At 41.5% G+C, this 25249-nt stretch carries 25 protein-coding genes; 8 read left to right on the top strand and 17 right to left on the bottom strand.

Going from position 1 to position 25249, the window contains the following annotated elements:
- Positions 1-115 precede the first annotated feature (115 nt).
- The 14 genes from FZF08_RS27465 to FZF08_RS27400 all read right to left on the bottom strand — a co-directional run bounded on the left by FZF08_RS27465 (position 116) and on the right by FZF08_RS27400 (position 12782).
- Positions 116-2068: an ATP-binding protein gene (locus FZF08_RS27465; RefSeq protein WP_159476618.1), complete on the bottom strand. Its 1953-nt coding sequence runs from the start codon at positions 2066-2068 to the stop codon at positions 116-118.
- A 166-nt stretch (positions 2069-2234) separates the two neighbouring features.
- Positions 2235-2852: a TetR/AcrR family transcriptional regulator gene (locus tag FZF08_RS27460; protein ID WP_159476614.1), complete on the bottom strand. Its 618-nt coding sequence runs from the start codon at positions 2850-2852 to the stop codon at positions 2235-2237.
- A gap of 4 nt (positions 2853-2856) precedes the next feature.
- Positions 2857-3216 (bottom strand): hypothetical protein, encoded by a 360-nt coding sequence (locus FZF08_RS27455; protein ID WP_159476611.1) that lies wholly within the window; start codon positions 3214-3216, stop codon positions 2857-2859.
- A gap of 101 nt (positions 3217-3317) precedes the next feature.
- Entirely contained in the window at positions 3318-3980 is a 663-nt protein-coding gene (locus tag FZF08_RS27450) for a TetR/AcrR family transcriptional regulator (RefSeq protein WP_229216720.1), read from the bottom strand.
- Positions 3980-4531 carry a bifunctional nuclease family protein gene (locus FZF08_RS27445; protein ID WP_159476608.1) on the bottom strand — a complete coding sequence of 184 codons (552 nt, stop codon included), beginning with the start codon at positions 4529-4531 and terminating at the stop codon, positions 3980-3982. The genes FZF08_RS27450 and FZF08_RS27445 overlap by 1 nt, the downstream gene beginning before the upstream one ends.
- A 39-nt stretch (positions 4532-4570) precedes the next feature.
- Positions 4571-4804, bottom strand: coding sequence for a hypothetical protein (locus FZF08_RS27440; protein WP_159476605.1), 234 nt, complete (start codon positions 4802-4804; stop codon positions 4571-4573).
- Between the two features lie 121 nt (positions 4805-4925).
- Positions 4926-5552: an urease accessory protein gene (locus FZF08_RS27435; RefSeq protein WP_159476602.1), complete on the bottom strand. Its 627-nt coding sequence runs from the start codon at positions 5550-5552 to the stop codon at positions 4926-4928.
- 32 nt (positions 5553-5584) lie between these two features.
- Positions 5585-6691: a hypothetical protein gene (locus FZF08_RS27430; RefSeq protein ID WP_159476599.1), complete on the bottom strand. Its 1107-nt coding sequence runs from the start codon at positions 6689-6691 to the stop codon at positions 5585-5587.
- Between the two features lie 8 nt (positions 6692-6699).
- Positions 6700-7755 (bottom strand): hydrogenase expression/formation protein HypE, encoded by a 1056-nt coding sequence (hypE, locus tag FZF08_RS27425; RefSeq protein WP_229216719.1) that lies wholly within the window; start codon positions 7753-7755, stop codon positions 6700-6702.
- Between the two features lie 114 nt (positions 7756-7869).
- The gene (gene hypD, locus FZF08_RS27420) at positions 7870-8958 is read right to left on the bottom strand and encodes a hydrogenase formation protein HypD (protein WP_159476596.1); all 1089 of its coding nucleotides are present in this window, start codon (positions 8956-8958) and stop codon (positions 7870-7872) included.
- 1 nt (position 8959) lies between these two features.
- Positions 8960-9238: a HypC/HybG/HupF family hydrogenase formation chaperone gene (locus FZF08_RS27415; protein ID WP_159476593.1), complete on the bottom strand. Its 279-nt coding sequence runs from the start codon at positions 9236-9238 to the stop codon at positions 8960-8962.
- A 92-nt stretch (positions 9239-9330) separates the two neighbouring features.
- Positions 9331-11721, bottom strand: coding sequence for a carbamoyltransferase HypF (hypF, locus tag FZF08_RS27410; RefSeq protein ID WP_229216718.1), 2391 nt, complete (start codon positions 11719-11721; stop codon positions 9331-9333).
- Positions 11718-12431, bottom strand: a complete 714-nt coding sequence (gene hypB, locus FZF08_RS27405; protein WP_159476590.1) for a hydrogenase nickel incorporation protein HypB — start codon at positions 12429-12431, stop codon at positions 11718-11720. Before hypB ends, hypF begins: the two co-directional genes overlap by 4 nt.
- Positions 12432-12437: 6 nt before the next feature.
- Complete coding sequence (locus FZF08_RS27400; protein ID WP_159476587.1) at positions 12438-12782, bottom strand: hydrogenase maturation nickel metallochaperone HypA; 345 nt, start codon at positions 12780-12782, stop codon at positions 12438-12440.
- A gap of 358 nt (positions 12783-13140) precedes the next feature.
- On the opposite strand from FZF08_RS27400, the gene FZF08_RS27395 reads away from it, so the two are divergent.
- The gene (locus FZF08_RS27395; protein ID WP_159476584.1) at positions 13141-13665 is read left to right on the top strand and encodes a DUF4833 domain-containing protein; all 525 of its coding nucleotides are present in this window, start codon (positions 13141-13143) and stop codon (positions 13663-13665) included.
- Positions 13666-13814: 149 nt separating this feature from the next.
- Here the strand turns inward: FZF08_RS27395 and FZF08_RS27390 are convergent, their stop codons facing one another.
- Both FZF08_RS27390 and FZF08_RS27385 read right to left on the bottom strand, forming a co-directional pair.
- On the bottom strand, positions 13815-14993 hold the full coding sequence (locus tag FZF08_RS27390) for a PepSY domain-containing protein (protein WP_159476581.1): 1179 nt from the start codon (positions 14991-14993) through the stop codon (positions 13815-13817).
- 33 nt (positions 14994-15026) lie between these two features.
- Positions 15027-17501, bottom strand: a complete 2475-nt coding sequence (locus tag FZF08_RS27385; protein WP_159476578.1) for a TonB-dependent receptor — start codon at positions 17499-17501, stop codon at positions 15027-15029.
- A gap of 563 nt (positions 17502-18064) precedes the next feature.
- On the opposite strand from FZF08_RS27385, the gene FZF08_RS27380 reads away from it, so the two are divergent.
- The 5 genes from FZF08_RS27380 to FZF08_RS27360 all read left to right on the top strand — a co-directional run bounded on the left by FZF08_RS27380 (position 18065) and on the right by FZF08_RS27360 (position 21852).
- On the top strand, positions 18065-18814 hold the full coding sequence (locus FZF08_RS27380; RefSeq protein ID WP_159476575.1) for an SDR family NAD(P)-dependent oxidoreductase: 750 nt from the start codon (positions 18065-18067) through the stop codon (positions 18812-18814).
- 40 nt (positions 18815-18854) lie between these two features.
- A complete protein-coding gene (locus FZF08_RS27375; protein ID WP_159476572.1) occupies positions 18855-19721 on the top strand; it encodes a universal stress protein in 867 nt (288 codons plus the stop codon).
- Positions 19722-19868: 147 nt separating this feature from the next.
- Positions 19869-20369, top strand: coding sequence for an ATP-binding protein (locus FZF08_RS27370; RefSeq protein ID WP_159476569.1), 501 nt, complete (start codon positions 19869-19871; stop codon positions 20367-20369).
- Entirely contained in the window at positions 20362-21363 is a 1002-nt protein-coding gene (locus tag FZF08_RS27365; protein WP_159476566.1) for a hypothetical protein, read from the top strand. Before FZF08_RS27370 ends, FZF08_RS27365 begins: the two co-directional genes overlap by 8 nt.
- A gap of 243 nt (positions 21364-21606) precedes the next feature.
- Positions 21607-21852: a hypothetical protein gene (locus tag FZF08_RS27360; RefSeq protein WP_159476563.1), complete on the top strand. Its 246-nt coding sequence runs from the start codon at positions 21607-21609 to the stop codon at positions 21850-21852.
- A 207-nt stretch (positions 21853-22059) separates the two neighbouring features.
- Here the strand turns inward: FZF08_RS27360 and FZF08_RS27355 are convergent, their stop codons facing one another.
- Positions 22060-23172: a PAS domain-containing sensor histidine kinase gene (locus FZF08_RS27355; RefSeq protein ID WP_159476560.1), complete on the bottom strand. Its 1113-nt coding sequence runs from the start codon at positions 23170-23172 to the stop codon at positions 22060-22062.
- A gap of 235 nt (positions 23173-23407) precedes the next feature.
- Here FZF08_RS27355 and FZF08_RS27350 point away from each other — a divergent pair, with 235 nt between their 5' ends.
- Both FZF08_RS27350 and FZF08_RS27345 read left to right on the top strand, forming a co-directional pair.
- Positions 23408-24184 carry a T9SS type A sorting domain-containing protein gene (locus FZF08_RS27350; RefSeq protein WP_159476557.1) on the top strand — a complete coding sequence of 259 codons (777 nt, stop codon included), beginning with the start codon at positions 23408-23410 and terminating at the stop codon, positions 24182-24184.
- Between the two features lie 4 nt (positions 24185-24188).
- A complete protein-coding gene (locus FZF08_RS27345; protein ID WP_159476554.1) occupies positions 24189-25043 on the top strand; it encodes a hypothetical protein in 855 nt (284 codons plus the stop codon).
- Positions 25044-25249 lie beyond the last annotated feature (206 nt).

The following is a 25249-nucleotide window of genomic DNA, read 5'->3' as shown; positions in this document are numbered from 1 at the left end:
CCAGGATCATATTTTTGATCAGGCCGTCTATTTAGTTTTATAGAGGAAGGCAATTGTTATCAGCAACATGGAGAATTCATGCTGGTATGGATGGGATTTTAGATAGTTATCTATATCAGTCTTTTTGACTTGCTTTAAAATAAATTATGAACTCAGACCCCTTATCTTTTTCGCTTTTTACTTCGATCCGGCCTTTATTTTCTTCTACAAATTGTTTTATGAGCAATAAGCTAAGGCCGGTACCAGGCTCCAGGTCCGTTCCTTTTTCGGTTATGGCCATGCCTGAGGATTTGAATAATGCTGCTAATTTTTCCTTTGACATGCCCCTTCCGTTGTCTTTGATATGGATAGCTACGAAATCTTTTTCCAGGGTGTAAAATAAAGTAATCGTCCCGTGCTGAGGTGTAAATTTTATGGCATTGCTCAGGATGTTTTGAAGTATGATTCTGACATGATTTTCATCAGCTTCAATATAGACATGCTCTTCACAGCGGCATATCATCTGCTGTTTTTTTTGTTCAGATGAGGATTTGTATAGCGATAGTACTTTTTGGGCAACTTCTGATAAATTAATGTTTGAGTATTTAATCTCGCCGCCGCTTTGCTGGCTGCTGGCCCAGGCAAGCAGATTGTCGATCAGCTCTGACACCAGTGCTATCTGCCGTTGGAAATCATCAAATAAAATTTCCTGGTCACGTTCGTCTAATACACCATTTCTAATCAGTTCGAGCGCCTGAAGAACAGATGCAAACGGGCTTCTCAGATCATGGCCAATGACGGATAATACCCTATCTTTTGTTTTATTCAACGATACAAGCTCTTCGCGCTGCAGCTGAATCTCTTCTTTTTGTTTTTCTATTTCTTGATTTCTGTTTTTCAGTTCCTTGTTCAAAATGTTTTTGCGTACGATGTTACGTCTGAGCAGAAATAGCGCTGCAAGGAGTAAAAGTGAGAACAAAGTAGTGAGTGAGATCACAACGCGGTTATTTCTGACTACCTGCCGAATGCGTTCATTTTCACTTAATAACTCCAAATTCTCTGCTTTTTTGTCCTGCAAATGCAGATAATTAATTTCCTGTTCTTTTTTTTCGTTAAGAATGGTGTCACCATAAGCCCATGCTATGGTCTGGTACTCATAAGCCTTTTGATAATTTTTTAATTTAGCATAACATTTTGATAAAATACGGGCTGCCCGCTCGGTATCCCAGTCGGTATTTAATTTTTTCATTAGTATAAAACTCCTGCCCGCATAGTCCAAAGCCTGCTGATAATACTTCATTTCGTAAAGTACCTGAGCCATACCTGAGTAAGCAAAACCCTTCTCCCAATTGTCCTGATATCCAGTAAAACCGAGCGCAGACCGGTAGTAGTATAAAGCCTTTTTATAATTTTTGGAATGGTAATAAGTCTCTCCAATCCTGTTTAAAGACATTTGGTTCAAGTGGCCGTCTTTGCATTGTTTTGCAACTAGCAGTGCTTTTTTTAGATTTAAAAATGCGTTTTCGAACTGGCGCAGTTCATCGTATGCCAGTCCTATGTTGAAATAATTTGCTGCAATTCTTGCACTGTCTTTGAGTTGCTCATTAAGTAATAATGCTTTCGAAAATTCCGGTATTGCCTGATTAAACCTGTTCTGGCCGATATAGATCAACCCTCTGGTATTGATGGCAGTCGCAATTTCGGACTTGAAACCTTGTTCTTTACCTATTAATAATGCAGAATCCGCGTAGGTCAAAGACTCAAAGTAGGATCCTCTGATATAATAGGTTTTTGCAATGGTATTGTAACTTTTTGCTTTTTCTTTGTTGAGATGGAGATTTTTAGCGGATTGCAAAGCAATCTTTCCGAATGTAATAGAGCTGTCCGGGTTGATATAAAAATATTTTTCAGCCAGTAAGTTGCATACTGATACCTGAATGGAATCAGATGGATTGCCTTTGAACCGATTGAAGTGATTAATTAAATCTGATAAAGGCTGGCCGTAACTGGCAAGGGATGCAAGTTGAATGAATAGCATTACTGCAATCAACAAAAGAGAGCTGAAAATTCTTTTCGGTTTAAGCGACATTGTTACGTTATAAAGAGTAGGGTCTGGCAGGCAGAATATTGAATTCTCCTTTTAATAAACTGTTCCTCAAAAATCATACCTTAAAAGTTTAAATAATCAGAGCTGAGATTAATGGTTTAATTATTTGGCTGATATTATCTGTTGAAAAAGTAAGAAAAATCACATTTCAAAATAAAACTGGTACAATCATCGCTCTGAATTCTTCCAATCCCTCCGGACCGAAATATGGTTTTAGCAAGTTCCATATATTTTTCTTATAGCTAATCTCATCATATTGCTGGCCGATCATATTGCTTTTTGGGATGAAAAATACCAGCGACATCCACATCTGCTCCGCCAGCAATTCGTATTGGCCGGGTTCTTTTTCGGGCAAAAGCTCATTGTTCTTGACCAAAAATTGTAACCGGCTTCTGAGTTGTAAAAGCATTTTTGCGGTACAATCCTGCCACTGTAGATAATGCGGAGCGGTAGTGTTGTTGGCTTTAAAAAACTCGCTCAGATAAAAACGGTTTTTACTAAAAAACGCATAGTATATACTTATCTGGATGTCAAAATCGGCCAGATCGGGACGTTTGAGGTAGTGACGGAAAATCTCATGAAACTCTTCAAAAATACGCTCATAAACAGCTTCAATTAATACGTCTTTACTTTTGTAGTGATAGGCGAGGTTCCCAACGCTTATTTCTGCCTCATCCGCAATTTGCTGAAGGCGCACGCTGTCTATCCCGTTTTCGTTAAACAGGCGTACGGAAGCATTCAGGATTTTTATCTTGGTGTTATACATGATCTTAATTTTTGCAAACTTGCAAAGGGTTTACGCTTACAGAAAGTGTTCCCCTCTGATCTTTTGCTGCTGCCCGGCGCATAAATTCACCCTGCTGGGCGGCGCGTTTCGGACAGGAATGTGTTGTGATATGCCGCTTGATAAATTTTAGCGGATTATGGATCGAGGCAAATATAAGATCAACCGCCCATGCTCCATGGCTACGGTGAACATCGTCAATCACTGCTGTATCGGCCAGCCAAAGATCATCGAAATATAGCCTGAAATCGGACTGATTACCACGTTTTTCAACAAAATACTGCTCATTCAAGCCCTGTAAAAAGGTATCGTAAGCTTTGGTATCCATGTTGAACCTGGTTTTCATTGTTTCTGGTATTTTTGGATAGGATCTAACCTTATACTAAACCTTAAAATTAACACAATAAGATGAAATTGGAAATTTTTTTCTAATATCGAATATTCGTCTCAGGCCAGCTCGTCATAAGGATAAGCATACATTTGGGCGAACTCATTTTTTCCAGCCTGTGAAAAGTTTGGGGCTGTCATACCCCACAGTGCTGAGTTAAATTGTTTTGAGTCTAATTCTGAAATTTTTTCACCCTGAAGCATTTGATATCCAATCCAGGAGTCGGTCAATAAGATAAAGCGGCTGGAAAAATTTTCGATCGTGTCGGGAAGTTCGAAAGTATGAAAAGCACCTCTTGCGATGTTGAACTGGATATACAGGGTCAGCTGAATCATTTGCCATTGAATATGCTCCCGGTGTTTTTTTCTGATCACAGGGCTTGATCGCATAATTTCCAGTGTATCGGTAAAGAAAAAGCTATACCGTTTTTGCATCAAAAACGTGTTGTTTATATAAGTATTAAGATTGATAAAGAGCGGAATCATTCTCAAATCCGACAATAGATTTTTTTGACGGGTTACAATTTCTTCATAAAGAAAATCAACAATTTCATCTTTTGTTTTAAAATGATAAGCCAGATTGCCGACGCTCAAACCGGCCTCATCTGCAATATGTTGTAGCCGGACATTGACAAATCCAAAATGGTTAAATAAAAACAAAGCAGCTTCGCTGATTTTTACCTTCGTAGTCAGCGCTTCTTTCGGTGTGTTCTTTTTTAGCATCAGCGATTTTTTCTTTTTTCAATGGCTTCCCGGATCCTGACTGCGCTTTCGTAATCTTCTTTGGCAAGAATAGCCACCAGAAGTTGTTCGAGCTCTTCCAGAGAAAAGGCTGCGTAAGAGCCCTTTTTGTCTCTGAACTTATCTTCTGAAAGAAAAGATGCTTGCTCAATCACCTCCTGCGTAGCAAAAATGGGGCAATCCAGCCGGACTGCCAAAGCAATGGCATCAGAAGGACGCGCGTCAATTTCTATTATTTCCTGATTATTTTTTTTTATAAAAATGGAAGCATAAAAGACATCTTTTTCAAACCGATTGATAATTACCTGCTTTAATTCAGCCTGTAAAACGGTAAGGGTTGATGCAAAAAGGTCGTGTGTCTGTGGCCTTGAAATTTCCATTTTTTTCATCGCAATGGCAATAGACTGGGCTTCCGGCCTGCCGATAATGAGTGGAATACGTTGTTTGCTGAAACAATCTTCCAATACCAATACAAAGTTTCCCGCGCTGGAAATACTTTCCGAAAGTGCTACAACGCTGAGTTCGTGATTCATGATTAAGTTCGGGTAAATCTAATCCGGGATTTTGTTGTTTTAAACTTGTTCAGCGTCTGGTCTTGTTGCGTTTTTGATAAAGGTACAGAGTTTGCCTATGTCATCAAACGGAGAGATCACCAAACTCTTGTGAGAAAGTTTATACAATGCCCGCTGCTCTACTTCGAGGGTAAAATCGTTTTGCAGATCGAAGTATTTTCCATCCCTTTTAATAACGGTGATATCCATTTGTTCCAAGGCATAGGCCACAAAATCTGCTTCGTCGTAAGTCATGGGTAGTTCTATTTTGCCTGAATTATTTCGGTAAGCCGCACTTTTCCTTTGTCAGGATAATGCATTATTATAAATATCCAGGAGCCCTGAATCCAAATCGATATATAAACTTTTTGAAAATTCAATGAATGAAATTCTGATAAACAATCTTACAACCCAAAGCAATACAAAGCAGCGAAGACAAGAGGACAAGTGCCAGTCGTAATGATTTTTTCTTTAACAATTTCTCCGAAAAAGGTATGCTGAAAATGCCCGCCGCAACCATCATTCCTGCGATGGATCCGATACCGAAGATCAGCAAATAGGCCATGCCGCTAAAAGGACTTTTAAGGGTCGTCAAAACAGAAAGTATCAAAGTGCCGCTGCCTGCCAGGCCGTGCAGCAGGCCTACCCTGTAAGCTAGTTTATGTTCGTGAGCGTGGGCACTGTGGTGCTCCTGCGTAGGTTTAAGTTCGGTTTTGGTAATTTCGTATAATCTTCTAAAACCGAGAAAAATTAGCATGATTCCAACGCAGCCTTCCAGGTATTTAAAGCTGGCGAAATTCATACTGCAAGTGCCCAGAATGAAAATGCAGCCCACCAGCAGGATAGTGGAAGTATGCCCAAGCCCCCAGAAAATCCCATCTTTAACAGCAAGAAAAGTATTGTTTCGGCGCGTCACAATCGAGCTTAAAGCCACCAGATGATCGGCTTCGAAAGCGTGTGTGAAACCGACTAAACTTGCCAGCATTAAAGGAAGGATTTCCATTTGAACTGCGGTTGATAAAAATATGAAAAGATTTATTTTAGCTCGTATAAGATAATTCTATGATTCCCCGTGTCGGCAACCGCCATCGAATTGCCGGAAATGCAAATTGAAAAAGGCCAGTAAAGCTGCTTATCCGTTCCATTTCTTGTATTTGCATTTTCACTGGTTATCTGAAATGTATGGTGCCCGATCAGGTTGTCAGCTTCGGCAGCGTTGGTATCCGGGATATTATCAAAAAATAAAAGCCTGCTATTACCGGTATCCGCAAGGATAATTCCGTTTTTATAGAAAAAGCTGTCATAAGTCCAGCTCATTGTATTGCTTTCAGGTAAAGATCGGTATTGGTTCTGCCCGCTGGATTCAAGATCAGGCTGGCCAATAATCACATCCGCCTTTTGAACAAAAGCTGTTTTCCAGTCCTTCCAGATCAAATTCCGGTAGTACTGGGTATCGGTAACTGACAATGCTCCGGTTTTCGAAATCCTTACAGAATAAGGCCAAACTGCATCATTACTTTCATAATCTCGTTCTGTAAATTGATCCTTACCTATAACGTCATCCGCCGCTGTGAAATCATGCACCGGAATTTGTTTAAAATAAAGAACGCGCCGGTTACCTGTATCAGCAATCCAAAGTTTATTCCCATCAGAACAAACACCATACGGCCAGTTCAGTGATCTGTCCGACGGATTATTTCCGATACCTTTTACATTTGGCAAATTGTGATTGAAATCCGGCTGTCCAATCACAACATCCGCTGGCTGGCCGGATTTTATCGGGAAAGTGTGCCAAATCAATACCCGGTGATTCCATGCATCGGCAATGATCAGAACCTTTCCATCAGACCAGATCCCGGATGGATACTGCAATGTGGAAGCATTTACTCCGCCGCCAGAATTTCTGCCGGTATCAACTGTTTGCAATTGTCCGAGAACCAGATCCGGTTCGCCGAAAATATTCTCTGGAAGCTCATTCCAGATGAAAATCCGGTTTTGACCAGTATCCGCAACGATCAGTTTGCTGCCTGTAATCCATACACCACGTGGAGCCAGAAAGGGATTTTTAGCTGCGCCCAGAAAAATGCTCGTCCCGCTGATGATCTGCGGGAGGTTTTTCGATGTTTGGTTGTAAGTAATCATAATTTCAGCTAACAAATCCTTGGTAATTGCTCCCCAACCAGCATATTGACAACCCTTCTGCCTCCAATCGGACTTTTGATCACGACCTGACCTGGATGCGCTGCTGTCACTTCTCCGATTACAGCCGCATCATTACCTGTTTCCATGGTTTTTAGTTTTGCTAAAAAATGATCTGAGATTTCTGCGTCAACGATGGCTATAAATACGCCTTCATTGGCTACATAGAGCGGATCCAGGCCCAGCAGTTCACATGCACCCTGAACCTGTTCGAGTACAGGGATCTGTTTTTGAACAAGATCAATTCCCAGCAAAATGTCTTTCGCGATTTCATTTAATACCGTTGCTACACCGCCTCGGGTGGGGTCACGCAGCAAGTGGATCTGTGCCCCGAACTCATCCAGAAGACTTATCACATCATGGGCCACATTGGCTGTGTCACTTACAATGTCTGTTTCAAAGTCAAGCCCTTCGCGCACCGACATAATGGCGATTCCATGGGTTGCTATGTTACCCGAAATAATTATTTTGTCACCAGTAACGATGTTTTTAGAAGAGATTGCAGCGCTGGGATGCACCTGCCCGATACCGGAGGTATTGACAAAGATCTTATCGCCTTTTCCGCGCTCCACAACTTTGGTATCGCCCGTTACGATGTGCACGCCCGCTTTTTCCGAAGCTATTTTGATGGAAACCAGGATGTCCCAGAATTCGGTCATTGTCAGCCCTTCTTCGATAATAAAGCTGAGAGACAAATATTTAGGGATAGCGCCGCACATGGCCAGGTCATTCAGCGTACCATTTACGGCCAGATCTCCAATATTTCCTCCGGGAAAAAAGATAGGTGTAATTACATAACTATCCGTTGAGAAAGCCATTTTTCCGGTCGCATTAAATACTGCGCCATCATGTCTTTCGTCCAGATATGGGTTTTTCAACAGGTTGAATACGCCGGATTCCAGCAGTTTATTGGTTAAAATTCCTCCTGAACCATGTCCAAGTGTAATGATATCAAAGTCCAGCTTTGGCATCGGGCAGGAAAGCTGGGCAAAGGAAAGTGTGGACATGGTATAAAGTAATTAAAAGATTAGCACAGATGTTTACGATTTCGGCTTTCCACTGGCGCTCGGCCAATCCGTTGAAAATTGTTTCGTTGCTATGTCCTGAAAGTCGATAGCCATTTATCGAACATTGGCAAAGTGATAATAAGCGGCGCAGGCACCTTCTGATGAAACCATCGGCGCACCCAGTGGATGTTCCGGAGTGCACCGGGTGGCAAACTCACTGCACTGTCCGGGTTTTTTAATTCCTTTGAGGATCTGTCCGGCAATGCAGTCGGGGCATTCTGGCGCTCTGGCTATGTTAATAGAAAATCTTTTGGACGCATCAAACTGAGCTAATTCTTCCTTTACTTCCCAGCCGCTTAATTGAATAACCCCAAGTCCCCGCCACTCACGATCGGTTACTTCAAAAACCTGTTCTATTATTTTTATCGCCTCCGGATTGCCTTCCGGTTTTACAACACGCGCATACTGATTTTCCAGATTAGCTTTGCCGGCTTCGAGTTGTCTGACCGTCATCAGTATTCCCTGCAACAGGTCCACGGGTTCAAATCCGGTTACGACAATGGGCATATCAAATTTCTCGACCAGATCATAGTATTGTCCCATACCCATAATCGCACACACATGGCCTGCTGCCAAAAACGCCTGAATCCGCGTTACCTCATCGTTCATAATGGCTTCAATTGCAGGCGGGACCAGCACGTGGGAAGCCAGAATAGAATAATTTTTCAGGCCCAGTAATTTTGCATGCATGACAGAGAGTGCGTTGGCTGGTGCGGTGGTTTCAAAGCCAACGGCAAAAAATACTACTTCACGGTCTGGATTTTCCTTTGCCAGTTTGACCGCTTCGAGCGGCGAATACATAATCCTGACATCTGCCCCGGCAGCTTTTGCTTCGAGTAGACTGCGCTCTGAACCGGGTACACGGATCATATCGCCAAAAGAACAAAGTATAACGCCTTTCTTCTCAGCCAAAAAAACGGCTTTGTCAATCAGTTGCAGCGGCGTTACGCACACCGGGCAGCCGGGTCCGTGCACCATCTGGATTTGTTCCGGAAGAATATTTAATATCCCGTTTTTGACCAGACTATGCGTTTGTCCTCCGCATACTTCCATGATAGTCCAGGGCTGAGTTACGGTTTTTCGAAGCTCTTCCAGGTACATTTCCACCATTTCCGGGTTTCGGTATTCGGTTAGGAATTTCATATTATAATTGGTTAGGCCTGTCGAGCTGGCTGCTTTCGATCAACTCATCCAGTTCGCCGATCTCTTTCAGGTATGAAAATGTTTTTTCTGCTTCTTCTTCATCCACAATGCTAATGGCAACACCCACATGCACCAGAACATAATCGCCCACTTTGGCATGTGGCACCATGTCCAGACTGGCTTCTTTGGTGATTCCGCCAAACACCACCTTTGCCATTTTCACCAACCCGTCGTACTGATATTCAATAGATTTTATTTTGCCAGGAATCGCTAAACACATATAGATTCATTTATGCTACGAATGCACGGAGCGGTTTAAAAGATATTTTAATTTTTCAATGATTTCCTGCCAATCTGAGTTAGCCAGGATGCTCAAATCCCGGCCGCATTGATGTAAGCTATTTGCCCAAATGAAATATTTTCATCGTTCGCAGATAGCTGTTTATGGAAATAAAGCTCAAAGTTGTTTGTCAAATTTATAATCACCAGATCCACCAGCACAGCATTTTGAAAAACACCGCCACTGAAAGCAAGTTTTTTAGCACCAACTTTTTTCGCAGTGTATTCTATGAATTTTACCAGTGAATAATGGAATTTAGCCGCTATCTCGCTACTTTCTTTTTTTGCCTGCACATCTGAAATTAATGCATCGATCAGAAATTCAGCTTTGTCAAAATAGCTTGCAGAAAAGTCATAGCCGTTGGTTTCAAAATAGCGCTGTGCTTCCCGTTCGAGTAACAAAGCTGCCTCGCCTTCATAACTTGTTTTGTCAATCAAGCCTGTCAAACTTGCTACCGCATCGAAGAGCCTGCCGATGCTGCTTGTTTTTAAGGTATTAATTCCAGCTGCCTTGTTTAAATAAGTCCATTCGGTGTGGGTAAATTTGTCTTTTATTAGAGCTGGCAATGGTTGTTTTGAAAAGGCATAAAAGACTGAGAATGAGGAAATTCTGGGTTCTTTTGCCATTTTATAATTCAATAAAGAATGGAAATAAGGAAAATGCAATCGCTGGTTTTTATAAAAAAACTCACCACCCCAGATCATGCCGTCCGTCCCATAACCGGTTCCATCCCAAATAACCCCAAGCACATTTCCTGAATCATCATCAAGGTCATTTTCTGCCAAAACTGCTGCAAAATGTGCTTTATGATGTTGTATTTTCCTAAGCGGTACATCATATTTCTCTGCATATTCTTTCGCCAAATGCGTGGAAAAATATGCAGGATGCATATCTGCGAGTAGCGTTAGTGTATGTTGTTCACCTGAATAAGCTAGTTTAAAAATATTTTTCAAGTGATTTAGCGAATGTTCGAAATCTTGCTGAGCATCATAATTTGCCAGGTTTCCGTGATACTGGCTGATGTTAACTTCATTGCCATTCTGGATGCAGAAAGTACTTTTGGCCGATGCGCCAAAGGCGATTTTTTGCGCTGGAAATGAATTTGTTATTTTTGTAATATGAATATCAGGACTAAGACCCCGGCTTCGTCTCAGTATAATTTTTTTTTGATGTAAAGCAGAAAAGCGAATTACTGAATCGTCTTGCGGTGTGATGATTTTCCGGTTGTTGGTCAAAATGAAATCGGCAATATCTGCTAATTCCTCTAATGCTTTTTGATCCTGAAAAATAATGGGGCTATCGCTGACATTTCCACTGGTTGCTACAAGCGGTTTCTGAAAATCGCTGGCAATAATTTCTAAAAGAGGGGAATAGGGAAGCATTACGCCTAATTGATCCAGCCCTGGCGCGACAGATTCTGCGATCGTGGGTGAATTTCTGTCTTTTCTTTTGACCAAAACTACGGGAGACACCGGACTTTGCAGCAGTTTTGCTTCCAGGTCGGTTACCAAAGTATCTTCCCGCAGTTTTTTTAAATCCGGGTATAAAACTGCAAACGGTTTTGCAGGGCGATGTTTTCTTTCTCTTAAAATGGCTACGGCGTTTTCACTGGTTGCGTCGCAAAGCAATAAATAACCACCAATTCCTTTAACGGCCACAATTTTTCCATTTGTCAAAGCAGATTTAATGGCAGACAGGATTTCTTCCTGGCTTACAAGGAGTACCGGTTCTGCCTGTGCTTTTTTTATTTCATACCAAAATAACTCAGGGCCGCAGGTTTTGCAGGAATTGGTTTGTGAATAGAATCTTCTGTTCTCAGGATCGTTAAATTCATTACGGCATGCAATGCACATGGCAAATTCCTGCATAGTAGTATTGACCCGGTCGTATGGCAGTTTTTGGATGATCGAATATCTCGGGCCGCAATGTGTGCAGGTAATGAATGGATAACGTTGACGGCGGTTGGAATTATCGTAGAGTTCGCGCCTGCACTGTTCGCACATCGCAAGATCTGGGGTTAGAAGTGCAGAAACGCTGATTTCATTATTTTCGCTTTCAATTATTTCAAAATTTTTGAATTTATTGAAAATGCCTTTTACGATTTTTGATCCGGTTATTCTTGAAAGTGCGGGCGGGTTGGAAAGTATTTCTTCTAAAAAATCGGTAGCAATTTTTCTGTCAGCTAAAATTTGAATGTTCACCCCACATGGCCCGTTAGTGACCGTACCTTTCAAATTCCATTTTTTTGCCAATTGATATACAAAAGGACGAAATCCGATTGCCTGTACCAAGCCTGTCAGTGTAATTGAATAGACTGTTTCAACGTCTTTATTTATTTTTTGATCACTTGCAGGCCAACAGGTTTCCAGTTCGTTTGGGTAGCCAAGCGTGTCTTCGGATACTGAAATGCCTGGTTTTATCATGCCTCCTGAAATTTACTTTTCTTTTCTGAAACGCGCTCAATCAGCCAGTCACACCATTGGTCAAGGCCTTCTCCGTTGAGACTGGAAACGGTAATCACTTCAATATCTGCATTGATATCACGTGCATCCAGAGTCGCTGCTTCTACCGAAAAAGGGACATAAGGCAGCAGATCGGATTTTGATACCAGCATAAGCTCACTGGTCAGAAACATGCGGGGATATTTCTTCGGTTTGTCGTCTCCTTCGGTAGCTGAAAGTACGGTCACCCGAAAATCTTCACCCAGATCAAAAGCGGCCGGACAAACCAGATTGCCGACATTTTCAATGACCAATAAATCTACACCATCCAGATCAAAGTGATCCAGGGCCTGATATATCATTTGTGCTTCAATATGGCACATGCCACCTGTCACGATTTGCAAGGCATGAATGCCAACATCGCGCATACGGATGGCATCGCGCTCAGTTTCAGGATCTCCGACAAGCACAGCCATGTTGATTTTTCCTTTTAAACGCTTGCCGGTTTCCTGCAAAAGTGTGGTTTTGCCGCTTCCAGGCGAGGAACACAGGTTAACGACCAGTACTTCCGGCAACCGGTCACGAATGGCTTTGGCGACAAAATCATTCACTTTCAATAAATTAAAAGTAGTGTTGTCGCATTGCAGCGAACCTACTGCCGCACGGTTTGACTTGGGTTTTATAGCTTCCATGGATGTTTAATCTTCAAATTCAACTTTTTTAATCAGCAGTTCTTCTCCCTGTATCACGTCCTTGCCAGGCTTTCCGCAATAGGAACAAATAAACCGGTATTGTTCTACCAGAGAGTTTTTATCGCAATAATGGCAATGGATGAGAATTGGTAATACTTCTACTTTAAGGTTTTTATTCCGGTAGCCAGGCTCGTCTTCCAAAACCGCCTGAAAAGCATTTTCCATAGCAATGGGCTGCACGTTAGACAAAATTCCGACAGTAAGATAAATATCCCTGATTTGCCCAAAATCGTCAGGAAATTCTTCTTTTAGGGTTCGGAAAATATTTCTTACCAATGAAATTTCATGCATAACAACGAGGGTATTTTGATAAGGCCAAAGCTATTTGTTTAAAATTGATAAAGCCAGTGAAGTTTTAGAAATTAGAAAATGTTTTCTAATTGCGGAAAGGCTGACAATTATTAATAATTTTAACTCCTGATTTTCATTTTGAATGATTTTTCAACAAATCCGCAGGTACATTTGGGAAGCTTTCTGCCACAGCCATTTAGTCTTAACCTGGCTTTCGAATATGCTTTAATATAAATAAATTCAAATGCACTGTCAGGAAAAAAGACATTTTTATGCGTAAATTAAAGCTCTTTTCCAATTTAAGGAATGCGCATTCAAAATGACAGGTCAATAAGTTTTTAACAAAAAGAGATAGAAAATGAAATACGTTTTTCTTTTAATATTGATTGGTTTTTCCATCTGCACGTATGCTCAGCAAGGTTACCCTGTGCCCGCCCAGGAAGTAAACCGCGTATTTTATATTCAGCATAGCGATAACCATAACACTTTTGTTTATAATGCCAATCTGAAAAATGGCAGTATCGTAGCGGAAGAACCCCTGGATATTTTCAGGATTGCTTATACAGAAGGTGGTAAAAAGGAGCCTTTGAATAGTATTCAGAAAGCGCTGGCTTTTGGAATGAAAACAACGCTGGTATCGGCTAACTTATATGAAATGCAGCTGGCGGCTTCAAAAAGGGTTAATTTCTACCTGATGTTGGATAAGGCAGGTAAGCCCAAAGTATATACAACTGTCAACAATAAAAAAATGTATCTGGACCGGATTTTTCTCAAATTAAGGGAAGGTTCCACTGGTTTTGGGATAAACCTGGATTATGCCCTGTTTTATGGTCAGGATTTTGTTACCGGGCAAAACATCACAGAAAAACTAGCGGACTGGTAGTATTTTACAGATAGAAATAGGTTTGTCTCATTGTACTGGACATTCTTCTGATTTAGTATCTATATTGGAATTTGTGTCTGCTACATAACTTCTCAAAACGGCAGATCTTCGGTCTATACCCGGTTTTATTACCAGTGGATAACAACCTTTTAAACTCTGGTGGCGGACTCTTTTTCCTCTGTTGCGGCAACTGATGTACGCTTTATTTTAATGTCGCCCGCTTTCTTTTTCCGCTTTCTGTTTTTCCCGAGCCAAATAAAAATTCCGGTCATTGGCAGGCTTGCTGTTATTAAAGAGACAATAAAAGCAATGATCTTGGTGGGCCATCCCAGCAGACTTCCTGTGTGGATTGGAAACACAACTCTCCGCGCTTTAAACCCGGCGGTTTCGTTATCGTATAATCGTTTTGAAAGTAAGGCTCCTGTATTTTGATCAAAATACAGGAAACTTACAATGTTACTGATGGCCGCTTCGTCGTCCGCTTTGGATACGGTGATCGATAAACTATCTGCATTTAATGTGGTAAATGTCACCTTACCCTGATGTGGCAGAATCTTGGCGCTTGCCTGTAAAATATGTTCGTAATGTGTTAGAAAGTCACCCGAAGCAATGTTTGCCGGAGCTTCCCTCTTCTGCTGAGGTTTCCCGTCAAATGCCAGATAAATAAGATTATTGATCCATTTGTAGCTCCATACTAAACCTGTTAGCGCAATGAGAAATATAAATGGCATGACATAAAAGCCGAATACTGCGTGGAGGTCCCAGTTTAGCCTTTTGGGTGATGCTCCCCATTTTACCTGAAATCTCTGTTTTTGATTTTTTCGGTTAGGCCACCATAGTATCAGGCCCGTGATCATGATTACAAGAAAACAAATGCATGAGATACCTGTGATAAACTTTCCGGTTTCCTCCATGCAGAGATATCGGTGCAGTCTCAGTACAACTTCAAAAAATGAATCGTGCTCTTGCCTTGCCTCGATAATTTTGCCAGTAAAAGGATTGACTGCTACCGAAAGCAGTCCCTGTTTTTTTTTATCTTGCTTCAATCCAAAAACAAATGTTCGGTCCTCCTGAGCTTCAATGGTAATGCGGTCTAACTTGTTTTTTGGAAACTGCTGTTTGACACTGGTGGCCAGGCTGTCCAGTGATAGCCTTTGCTTTCCTTCCCCAACTGCGACGATATTAAAATGTTTGTTGATAACGGGTTCAAGCTCCTCCTCGAAAACGAGCAGGCTCCCGGTCAGGGCCACTATGAAAACTACCAGGCCGGAGGAAATCCCCAGCCATAAATGTAGTTGTGCAGCAATATTTTTCAATATTTTTTTCACAGGTTGAAGCTTACAATTGTTGGCGATTGTTGATCAAAAAGTATAGGATATAGTACTCATGAAGTTCCGTGGCGCACCTGGGAACAGTCTCAGATAGTCATAACCTCCCACCCAGTAGGTTTTGTCAGCCAGGTTATTGAGATTGATCTGAAACTGGAATTTGTCAATTTTATAATAAATGCCAGCATTCAGAAGCATATAGCCGGGAAGTGTCTGGGTGTTGCTAATAGAAAGATTGCGTTCTGTCACAAAGTTTGCGCCAAGTCCAATACCCAGGCCGCTCAGCCCCTGGTTTACAAACATATATTTGGTCCAGACGCTCCCCTGGTTTTTAGGAGCATTCGGTTTTTGCTTGTTAACCAGCACCTGGTCAGCAGCTTTTGCACCTCCGTCTGTAATTCTAGCATCGTTGTAACTATATGCCACAATCAGATTCCAGTTGGGAAGAATGTTTCCTGTAACGTCAAATTCTACTCCTTTTGCCTTTTCCTGCCCAATTTGCTGCATCAGATCCAGGTTTTCAGGCGCGTTGGCAGAATATAAAGTATTGGATTGGGTGATGTTGTATACCGATAAATTTGCAGTCAGCCGGGCATCGAACCATTCCGATTTTAAACCTGCTTCAGTCAGGCTGCTTCTGATCGGATCAAACGGCCCGCCGGAAAGCGGATTACTCTGAACGGCCGCATCCTGTGGATTGTATCCCTTGGTATACGTACCGTAAATGTTAATATTTTTGGTAAGCGTATATACCGCTCCGATTCTGGGAAGCAAAGCATGCTGCGTTACATTGGTTTCATTATTTGTAGTATAACCTTTCTTGTCAACATAAGTGTCGTATCGAAGTCCCAGCAAGATCTGTAATCGGTCAATTTTTACTTGTTCCTGCAAATACAAACCATGCAGTTGATAATAAACCGGCGTAGTTGCTGCATTGGCTGTTACATTGTAAATGTATTTGGAAGGATCCTCCATCTGGTTGTTTTGAAGTGTCAGATCGTAATGAGCGACGTTCGGCTTGGGAATACTTCGGGTAACTCCGTTTTCGGTGTAGTTATAAAAAATGTACTTTTCAGGTGTCTTGGCATTGTATGCTCCGGCTCCTCCTGCTTTAAGTAAGTAGCCGCTGGCAGTTTGCTGGCCCGAACCCTTTGGTGTATATGACTGGATATAATCGTATCCCGCAACCAGCTTATGCTCCGCTTTCCCGGTGTTAAAATTGTGGTTAAAAAACATTGAAACATTGTCCATAAACGACTTGGTTTTACGGATAAAAACCTGGCGTGCCACAAGATTCGGAATGGCAGCTCCGGACGAGTCCACTGCATTCACATTGCTGCTTCGGTGTTCAAGCAGATCTTCGCTGTAACCGGTTCGCAAGTAAGCGATATTGAAGGAGGTGTTTTTTGTAAACTGATGATTTAAAGAGGTCGTTATAAGATACGTTTCTTCATTCAGGTAATCATTAACTGCATTCAATGAGGTTTTTATCGAGCTCGAATACAGATCATTTCCTACTACTGATTGTCCACGGTCCAGACGGCTGTTGGATCTGTTGTAAACCAAATCGAAGTTAATCCTTGTTTTTTCAGTCGGTAAAAATGAAACAGACGGAGCGACAATGATATTCTTATCAAATTGTAAATTCCGGAATCCCTGCGCATTGTTATAACCCACATTCAGACGGTAAAGAAGCGTTTTGTTTTCGTTCATGGGTCCGGTAAAATCGGCCATGGTGCGAATGGTATTGAAACTTCCGGTGGTAAATGTCAGCGACTTTTGCGGTGTCGTAAGTGGTTTTTTTGTAACCCGGTTAATCGTTCCGCCTGGAGAAGTATTGCCATACAAAGCAGATGCGGCTCCTTTAATAACTTCAACTCGTTCCAGGTAATTTACCGGTGGTTGCTTCCAAAAGCCCGAAAACGTTCGCAAGCCGTTAAAGAGCTGTGTGGTACTGCCGCCGTTCATTCTGAAACCGCGGATGGTGAGATCATCGTAAAAAGTAAATTGATTGACGCCACTCATATTTTTTACCGCATCACCCATCAGAAATGTCCCCTGATCGCGCATCACTTCTTTGGTAATGTAGCTGATCGCCTGCGGTACCTCCTTAATTGGTGTTGCGGTTTTGCTTCCAATAAACGACAAGTCGTTTTTATAAGTAGTTTCACGGCGTCCGGTAATTTCCACAGTCTGCAACTCTTTGGTGTCTTCATGGGCAGTAAGGTTCAAAATTACGTTTTCTCCCTCACCAAGCTGAACGTGTTTTTCAATTGCCCTGAAACCCAATCCGGTACCTGACAACTGATAGCTTCCGGCTGCTAAACCGGTAAACTCAAATTCTCCGGTTTCTGTGGTTACAGTACCTTTGCCCGTGCCCTTTAAAACCAGATTGATCAATTCAACCGGTTGATTGTTTGAGGACTTGATCTGACCCCTGATGCTTGCTGTCTGGGCGTTTGCTATATAGGCTAGCAGTATGAAAGTAATTGTAAAAGGTAAACGCATTATTCTTTATTTTGATGAGTATTTTCTAAATGAGAAAGCAAAAGTATTCTTATTTAGACCAATACAAAATAATAAACTCAAATTATTTATATTTTTTAATACCCGCTTCTGGAACTATAATTTTATAATTAAAAAATTGAAATATTGAGTGCGCTGGGTGGAGGAAATGAAATAACCCATAAAATGGCACGCGGTAAATATGTATCCCAAATTTCTGAGTATTAAGTCCGGATCAGGGCCGAGGCGAAGGGAAGATTAGGGCAAATGTGTAGCATGTGTGAAACCCAGACTGCTTATTATTTTTTGCTTTCAACAAAAAACATTACATCCTCAGGGTTTCCTGGCCTTTATGTGATTACAAGCCAATACGGAATCCCATTTAATTCAGTGATCAGGTTTTGTTCTGATGCTTGGCATAAACAGAATTTTATGAGATAGGGTCATATCTTTTTATGTTTTATATCATTTTTAAAAAGTGTAAATACAGGGAACTTACAATAAAGTTTAATGACTGAAACCATTAAATTTTTATGCGAAAATAAGTATCTCAAATCAAAGAAAAGATGAATTTATTAAAAGATAAAGTTGCTATTGTTACCGGAGCCGGCTCTGGAATCGGCCGCAGTGTTGCTTTGCTGTATGCGATGGAAGGAGCCAAAGTAGTGGTGTCTGATATTCAGGAGGCTGATGGTTTAGAAACAGTTGATCTTATCCGTGAAAAAGGTGGTGAAGCTATTTTTTTTAAGGCTGATGTATCAAATGCACAGGATAACGAAAAGTTAGTGGCAGAAACTATCGTAAAATACGGGGCCTTACATATTGCTTGCAATAATGCCGGGATTGGAGGCGCGTCAGCTCCCACCGGAGAATATCCTGTTGAAAGTTGGGACAAGGTAATTGCTGTTAATCTTTCCGGCGTCTTTTACGGGATGCGTTATCAAATACCTGAAATGATTAAAGCGGGTGGGGGAGCTATTGTGAACATGGCTTCCATCCTGGGAAGCGTGGGTTTTGCCAATAGTCCTGCATACGTTGCAGCCAAGCACGGTGTGGTGGGACTGACCAAAAACATAGCGCTGGAATATGCGATGAAAGGTATTCGCGCAAATGCTGTCGGCCCTGCTTTCATTCAGACGCCGCTTTTAAAAGATATGGGTCCGGACGCAATTGATTGGCTGATCACCAGGCATCCCATTGGCCGCTTAGGCCAGCCGGAGGAAGTGGCTGAACTGGTTTTATGGCTCAGCAGCGAAAAAGCGTCCTTTGTTACCGGATCCTATTACCCTGTTGACGGAGGATATCTTGCCCAGTAATAGCCGCCGGTACAACTTCATTTAATCTAAAAACAAATCCATGAAAAAGATTCTTGTTCTCACAGACCTCTCAGAAAACGTCACCAATCTGACCCAGACAGCTGTTTTGCTGGCAGAGAAACTTCACGCCGATATTCTGCTTTTTAATAGCTATCAGACAATTCCTGTCACGCCCTTCTACGGTGCAGGTCCGTGGATTGGAGAAGACGAAAGCTGGTGGGAGAAGGAAAGCGTGACTCAGCTCAATAAAATAGCAATGGAGCTTTCGGAATCCATCCACAGTCTTTTGCCGGGTGAAATATGGCGCCCGGATGTAACGGTTAAATCTGTTCAGGGCGGCCTTGCCGAAAATGTGAAAGATATTATCACGCATCAGGATATTGAGCTTGTTATTATGGGAAGCAGTAACGACACCGGCTTTGATCACATTTTATTTGGCAGCGCTACCAAATCCGTTATGGCGCACGCAACCCGTCCGGTCATCATCATTCCCCCGGGAGCTCAGTTAACCAAGATAAGTAAAGTGTTTTTTGCTACCGATTTCAACGTTTCTGATATCAAGGCTGTCAGTTATCTGGCACGTCTTGCCAGGCTCCTTTATTTTGAATTGGAAATTATTCATGTTGAGCCTTTTGGCGAAAGTGAAAGTTCAGAAATGAAGGATAGAAAAATTTTTATGAACATGCTGGAAGATTTACGTTATCCGGAATTACAACATACTGAGGTCCATGGAAAAGAAGTGGTATCCAGAATAATAAAGTTATGTACGGAAAAAAAAGCAGATCTGCTTGGTCTTTTACATCAGCAGGATTCTTTGCTGATCAGAATGTTACGCCAAAGTACTGCAAACGATCTTGTGGAAACTCAAAAACTGCCTTTAATTATTTTTCCTTCCAACATGCGTTAGCAGCGTTTTGATAAATTAACTCCTATTTAAAACAGATATGTTGAAAACCGGTCTGGAACTTCACAAAAAATTGCAGGAAAAGCTTCGTTGATGGACGAGTGCTTAGATCTGTTTTCGCTTTGAATAAAGAATGTAAATTCCCGTCATATGATCATCATCGTTTCAGGACTTCCCGGATCGGGCAAGAGCTATTTCGCCTCCCGGTTTGCTAAACAGCTTGGTGCAACTTATTTAAGCAGCGATCAGCTAAGGCTGGATAAAAACGCTTTAGGTAAATATTCATTAAAGGACAAGCTTTCTATTTATCTGGCTATGTCAGATCAAACAGCCAAGGCTGTGAACAAAGGCCGGCATGTGGTTGTAGACGCGACCTTTTATCATCATACCATGCGAGATCTTTTTATGGAACTCGCCAATATGCATCAAACGCCGTTATATGTAATTTTGGTTGTGGCGGATACGTATTTAATCAGGGAAAGGCTTAGTAAACCCAGGGAGCTTAGCGAGGCAGACCTTGGCGTTTACACGCGTATGAAGGAAGAGTTTGAAAAAATGGATATGCCGCACCTGGTTCTTCAATCCGAAAAAAATAATATTGAGGCAATGTTACAATTGGCGTCGGATTACATTTATAAAATCCATGAATGACTCAGAAATTGTCGTACTGGCAGAAAATGGAAGTTACAATGGTGACCGAATGGACGGCCACTTGGAAGAGACCCATATTTCCTGGGTTCTCTTCACGCATGATTATGCTTTTAAAATAAAAAAACCGGTAAAACTTAGTTTTCTTGATTTTTCGAGACTTGGGCAACGGAAAAAATTCTGTGAAAAAGAGCTGCTTTTAAACCAGCGTTTTTCGCAGATTTATCTTGATGTAATTCCTGTCCGTGAAAAAGACGGTGACTGGAAACTTGGTGTCGGAAAGGGGCGGGTTGTGGATTATGCCGTCAGGATGAAGAAGATGAAAAGTGCAAAACGAATGGACAAGCTCCTTCAAAAAGGAAATGTGGAGACCAGTCATATGCTCGCTTTGGCGAGGCAGGTTTCAAGCTTCCATCAAAAGGCAAAAATCGTTAAGAAGCCTTTCGATCTGACTGAGGTGTCAGATACTTTTGATGATCTCAAAAGTATTCATCCGGTTGTTTTAAAAGAATTGGGAATGGAATTTGCGGAAATTATAGACTTGGCAGTGTCGTTTAGCAAAGCTTTTCTTTTACTTCACATCAAACGGTTCAGGGAAAGGATTCGTCTGGGTTTTCAACGGGATGTTCATGGGGACCTTCACAGCGGTAATGTTTTTCTCTACCGCGAGCCGGTCATTTTTGATTGTATCGAATTTAATGACCGTTACCGGCAAATTGATGTACTGAACGAAATTGCTTTTCTCTGTATGGATCTTGAATTTTATGGTCAGTTTTCTTTGTCGGAAATATTTGTCAATCAGTATGTTGATCTGCTTCCTTGTTTTCAGACTGCCGGAGATAACGCGCTGTTTATTTACTATAAACTGGCAAGGGCCAACGTCCGTGCGAAAGTACACGCTTTGCGTGTTATGGAATCGGGAGAAAAGGGAGAGTTGGAATTTACCCGGAAATATCTTCTTCTAATGAAAGAATATATGAGACAGATTATTCTTTAACAGGCTGCCGGTTCAATACCTGTTCACGCAGGCGAAGCAGGATTCTGGTGACCGTAGAACAGATGTTGAACCTCTAAAATATTCAAGATTTTAACCGCGTATTTAAGAGAAATGATTCTCATACGGTCTAAAAGGAAATGAGAATATGTTAAACAGCTGATAAAGCTCATACTATTTTCGCTGTGCCCGACTTAATTTTATAGAAAAGATTTTATCCGAAATCCACTATAAAATATTGAAGCCATGACCTACCAGCCCGTCGCCCATCAAGTTGCTTTTGTACTGCCTTTGTATTTCTGGAAAGCAGAAATTGTCTTTACCAGAATAGCCTCCGGAGCAGAAAATGTAACGATACCTATTCAGCCGGGAAAACTACCCAGACATGTCGTTTCGACAGAGAAACTTGAAAAGGGATATTGGCGGGCATTGTTAAACTGGTCGGATGGACACGCACAGTATTACAGTGAAAAAATGATCGAGATCGTTTAAAATAAGACCGGAGCAACCTGTAATTGGCTGTGAAGATATGATTTCCTGTCCTATTTTTGCATTCGGAGGAGTGTTGTTGCCATCAAATACAGTTGCGGGAAAGGCAGCGTTTAAACCCAGCGTGAATATATAGACCAGATAAAAAATTCCGTTGAAAGATCTATTCAGCACTTTTAGAAAAACCGGCCGCCGGTCAAGCTCACTGCGCTATTCTGTCGTCACACCGGCTTCATAGCCTTTGAAGTAAACCGAGAACGTTGACCCGGCATCTACTTCACTTGCCACCTCAATAAAACCTCCGAGCGACTCGATCTGATATTTGGTTATATACAGCCCAATTCCGTTTGCATCCTGATTCCCATGGAATGTTTGGTTCATTTCAAAAAGATGAGTACCATATTTTTTCAAATCAATGCCAAGTCCATTGTCTTTTACCTGGAAAACAATTTGTTGTCTTTCGGTGCGGGCATTTAACTCAATCAATGGCGGCCGTCCCGGATGGCGATATTTTAAGGCATTTGTTAATAAATTTAGTATGATGCTTTCCAGGTAGATAGGATTTGTATGAAGGATCAGTTCCGGGTTTATATTATGACGAATAACTGCGCCGCTGTTTTCAATTTGAATTTTAAGTATTTCAATAATCTTATTAATAAAACTTAATAAGTTACAAGCTACATGATCCTTGTCACGGAGATTCTGCACGCTGACAATCTCTGTGAGGTGGTTTACAGTACCGGAAAAGCCATTTGAAAGATCCGTTAAATAACGAATAATTTCATTTTTTTCCTCTTCAGATTCAGCCGAGTGAAGCATCTGAAGTAGTGAAGCCAGGTTTGATGAATAAGATTTGAGATTGTGAGAGACAATATTAGCGAAATTATGAAGCCTCTTGTTTTGATCGCTAACGATTTGATTTGATAGCGTCAGGTCTTTCTCTAGCAATTTCAAATCATGGATATCTGCAACCTGAACAAAGAATCCTTTCACTTCTCCGTTTTCAATGTCAGGAAAATAATTAGCGAGCGTAAATCTTTTATCACCATTTGGAAGTGTTATTTCCCTTTCGAAAGTTTGTACTTTGCCGTTCAGGACAGCTTGAATGTATGGGAGGTTCATCTCATAAAGTTTGGGCCCCAAAAGTTCTCTGATTGTAATCCTGCCAACCATGTCCTCTTTTTTCTTACCAAACCATTTGAGATAGGGTGCATTTGCAAATTGACACATAAGTTCTTTATCCCAATATGCGATCATAGCCGATATCTGGTCAACTACAATCATAGTTAATTCTGCATCATTACTCTTTGGATCTGATATCATTTGTTAAGCATTTTTTTATGGGATGGAACTGGTCAATTTAATACCCGTATTTCATTATTAAAATGGTTCTGTAAATTATCACAAATCATTTTAAAATATAATAATTGTCTGAGAATAAGGTAATGGGTGACGGGATGGTTTTTTAGAACTTACTTGCCAAGACAAAGTATAGAATTTTTTCTATCATTTAAATTAAATTCACTACTATTACAAATTAAAACCTAAACCTTAAAAATTGGAAACCAAGAGCACCTCATCCTATCATGGCTTGTCTGCATATTGCTTTGGTCTGCTACTGGTATTTTTCTTTCAATCTTCTGTGGCCCAGCAGGCTAATGTTTCGTCTGGTGGTAATGCAACTGGAAGCGGGGGCTCGGTGAGTTACTCCTTAGGACAGATTTTTTACACCAGTGTTGCAGTATCAAACGGCAAGGTCAGCCAGGGTGTGCAGCAGCCTTTTGACAGTGCTCCGCTGCCAGTCACTCTGGTTTCTTTTGAGGCTTTACCTATGGTGTCTGAAAATGGCCCGAAGGTACTTATTAGCTGGGAAACAACTTCTGAAATCAATAATGATTTTTTTACCGTTGAAAGGAGCGTCAATGGTATTACATTTGCCGAAGCAGCCCAGGTGGATGTTGATGCCAACAGCAAAACACTGAAAAAATACAATTGGACGGATCCTTTCCCATATCCCGGCGTTAGTTATTACAGGCTCAAACAAACCGATCTGGATCAAACTTTCGCCTATTCCACAATCAAGGCGGTAAGGATCAATAATATTACAAACACCGTTGCATATCCTAATCCTGTTCAAAGCTACTTGTATGTGAGCTCCGTTAAAAATGAAATACGGTCGTATCAGATATTTGATTTAACTGGAAAACTTGTGCGAGAAAGTAAACTTTCAGAAACAGAAAATAAAATAAATATGAGCGGGCTTTCGCCAGCCGCTTATGTGATCCGCATCGCTGGTGAAACTGAAATACAACAATTTAAGATTATAAAAAACTAAATCTATGACCGCAACGGTACGTAAAACGGGTGCAATTTTATCTTGGATCATATTATTCATTGGTTTGACTGCCTATGCTCAGGCTCCCGAAAAAATGAGTTATCAGGCCGTGATCAGGGATGGGGCAGGCGATTTGGTGGTCAGCCATGCAGTTGGTATGAAGGTGAGCATTCTGCAGGGTTCGGTCAGCGGAACGGCCGTTTTTGTGGAAACCCATACCCCTGGCACCAATGCTAATGGACTGGTAACTTTATCCGTTGGTACCGGCTCTGTTGTAAGCGGCGTATTTGCATCCATTAACTGGGCAAACGGGCCCTATTTTATTAAGATTGAAACAGACCCTGCGGGAGGAACCAGTTATACAATTTCCGGAACCAGTGAGCTTCTGAGTGTTCCGTATGCGCTGCATGCAAAGTCAGCAACAAGTGCAGTAACGGCCGGAGCCCTTGCATTTGCAGATTTCTACGCTCTGTCTCCTCCGGATAACGCAGCTACTGTTAGCCCGGGTAACGCAATATTATTTCCTGGGACCGCTATTGTTACCGGGGAAATTCAACGTATTGGCGCTGGTAGTTTTCTTCTGGCGGCTCCTGGCGTTTATCAGATTTCATTTCAGGTGAGTGTTATAGAAGCGGGTCAGCTTGTTTTAAATATCGACGGGACAGATTTGGCGTATACTGTTGTGGGCAGGGCTGCGGGATCTTCGCAAATTGTAGGAATGTCCCTTGTTGAAACTTCCGGATTTTCTACTCTGCAATTAAGAAACTCGTCTTCAAGCTTTTCCGCATTGACAATTACCCCGCTTGCCGGCGGAACAAATCCTGTTTCTGCACATCTGGTTATAACAAGGCTTCGGTAGGTTTCATTTCTTGTCAGAAAGCTGGTGTTCCCTGTAATTTTATAAGGTATTTTAATTTTGAGACATATTAAAATACCTTATAACCTGAGTTCGATTAATAATTGGCAGGAAAAATAGAGTTTAAAATTGGTAAGATTCTACATTCTTTGTATATTTAAGTATCTCACATTCAAATATATAACAGAAATAATCATGAATCTTACCAA

Origin of the sequence: Dyadobacter sp. 3J3, assembly GCF_009801115.1 — a bacterium.
Taxonomy (GTDB): domain Bacteria; phylum Bacteroidota; class Bacteroidia; order Cytophagales; family Spirosomataceae; genus Dyadobacter.
This window is presented reverse-complemented; position numbering and strand designations above follow the sequence as displayed.

Coding starts and splice junctions, on each gene's coding strand:
- FZF08_RS27355 (WP_159476560.1), bottom strand. CDS start 23,172: ATGATATCAGATCCAAAGAGTAATGATGCAGAATTAACTATGATTGTA.
- FZF08_RS27400 (WP_159476587.1), bottom strand. CDS start 12,782: ATGCATGAAATTTCATTGGTAAGAAATATTTTCCGAACCCTAAAAGAA.
- FZF08_RS27445 (WP_159476608.1), bottom strand. CDS start 4,531: ATGAATCACGAACTCAGCGTTGTAGCACTTTCGGAAAGTATTTCCAGC.
- hypE (WP_229216719.1), bottom strand. CDS start 7,755: ATGTCCACACTTTCCTTTGCCCAGCTTTCCTGCCCGATGCCAAAGCTG.
- FZF08_RS27365 (WP_159476566.1), top strand. CDS start 20,362: ATGAATGACTCAGAAATTGTCGTACTGGCAGAAAATGGAAGTTACAAT.
- FZF08_RS27450 (WP_229216720.1), bottom strand. CDS start 3,980: ATGCTAAAAAAGAACACACCGAAAGAAGCGCTGACTACGAAGGTAAAA.
- FZF08_RS27430 (WP_159476599.1), bottom strand. CDS start 6,691: ATGATTACTTACAACCAAACATCGAAAAACCTCCCGCAGATCATCAGC.
- FZF08_RS27465 (WP_159476618.1), bottom strand. CDS start 2,068: ATGTCGCTTAAACCGAAAAGAATTTTCAGCTCTCTTTTGTTGATTGCA.
- FZF08_RS27415 (WP_159476593.1), bottom strand. CDS start 9,238: ATGTGTTTAGCGATTCCTGGCAAAATAAAATCTATTGAATATCAGTAC.
- FZF08_RS27375 (WP_159476572.1), top strand. CDS start 18,855: ATGAAAAAGATTCTTGTTCTCACAGACCTCTCAGAAAACGTCACCAAT.
- FZF08_RS27370 (WP_159476569.1), top strand. CDS start 19,869: ATGATCATCATCGTTTCAGGACTTCCCGGATCGGGCAAGAGCTATTTC.
- FZF08_RS27345 (WP_159476554.1), top strand. CDS start 24,189: ATGACCGCAACGGTACGTAAAACGGGTGCAATTTTATCTTGGATCATA.
- hypD (WP_159476596.1), bottom strand. CDS start 8,958: ATGAAATTCCTAACCGAATACCGAAACCCGGAAATGGTGGAAATGTAC.
- hypB (WP_159476590.1), bottom strand. CDS start 12,431: ATGGAAGCTATAAAACCCAAGTCAAACCGTGCGGCAGTAGGTTCGCTG.
- FZF08_RS27380 (WP_159476575.1), top strand. CDS start 18,065: ATGAATTTATTAAAAGATAAAGTTGCTATTGTTACCGGAGCCGGCTCT.
- FZF08_RS27460 (WP_159476614.1), bottom strand. CDS start 2,852: ATGTATAACACCAAGATAAAAATCCTGAATGCTTCCGTACGCCTGTTT.
- FZF08_RS27360 (WP_159476563.1), top strand. CDS start 21,607: ATGACCTACCAGCCCGTCGCCCATCAAGTTGCTTTTGTACTGCCTTTG.
- FZF08_RS27455 (WP_159476611.1), bottom strand. CDS start 3,216: ATGAAAACCAGGTTCAACATGGATACCAAAGCTTACGATACCTTTTTA.
- FZF08_RS27385 (WP_159476578.1), bottom strand. CDS start 17,501: ATGCGTTTACCTTTTACAATTACTTTCATACTGCTAGCCTATATAGCA.
- FZF08_RS27440 (WP_159476605.1), bottom strand. CDS start 4,804: ATGACTTACGACGAAGCAGATTTTGTGGCCTATGCCTTGGAACAAATG.
- FZF08_RS27435 (WP_159476602.1), bottom strand. CDS start 5,552: ATGGAAATCCTTCCTTTAATGCTGGCAAGTTTAGTCGGTTTCACACAC.
- hypF (WP_229216718.1), bottom strand. CDS start 11,721: ATGATAAAACCAGGCATTTCAGTATCCGAAGACACGCTTGGCTACCCA.
- FZF08_RS27395 (WP_159476584.1), top strand. CDS start 13,141: ATGAAATACGTTTTTCTTTTAATATTGATTGGTTTTTCCATCTGCACG.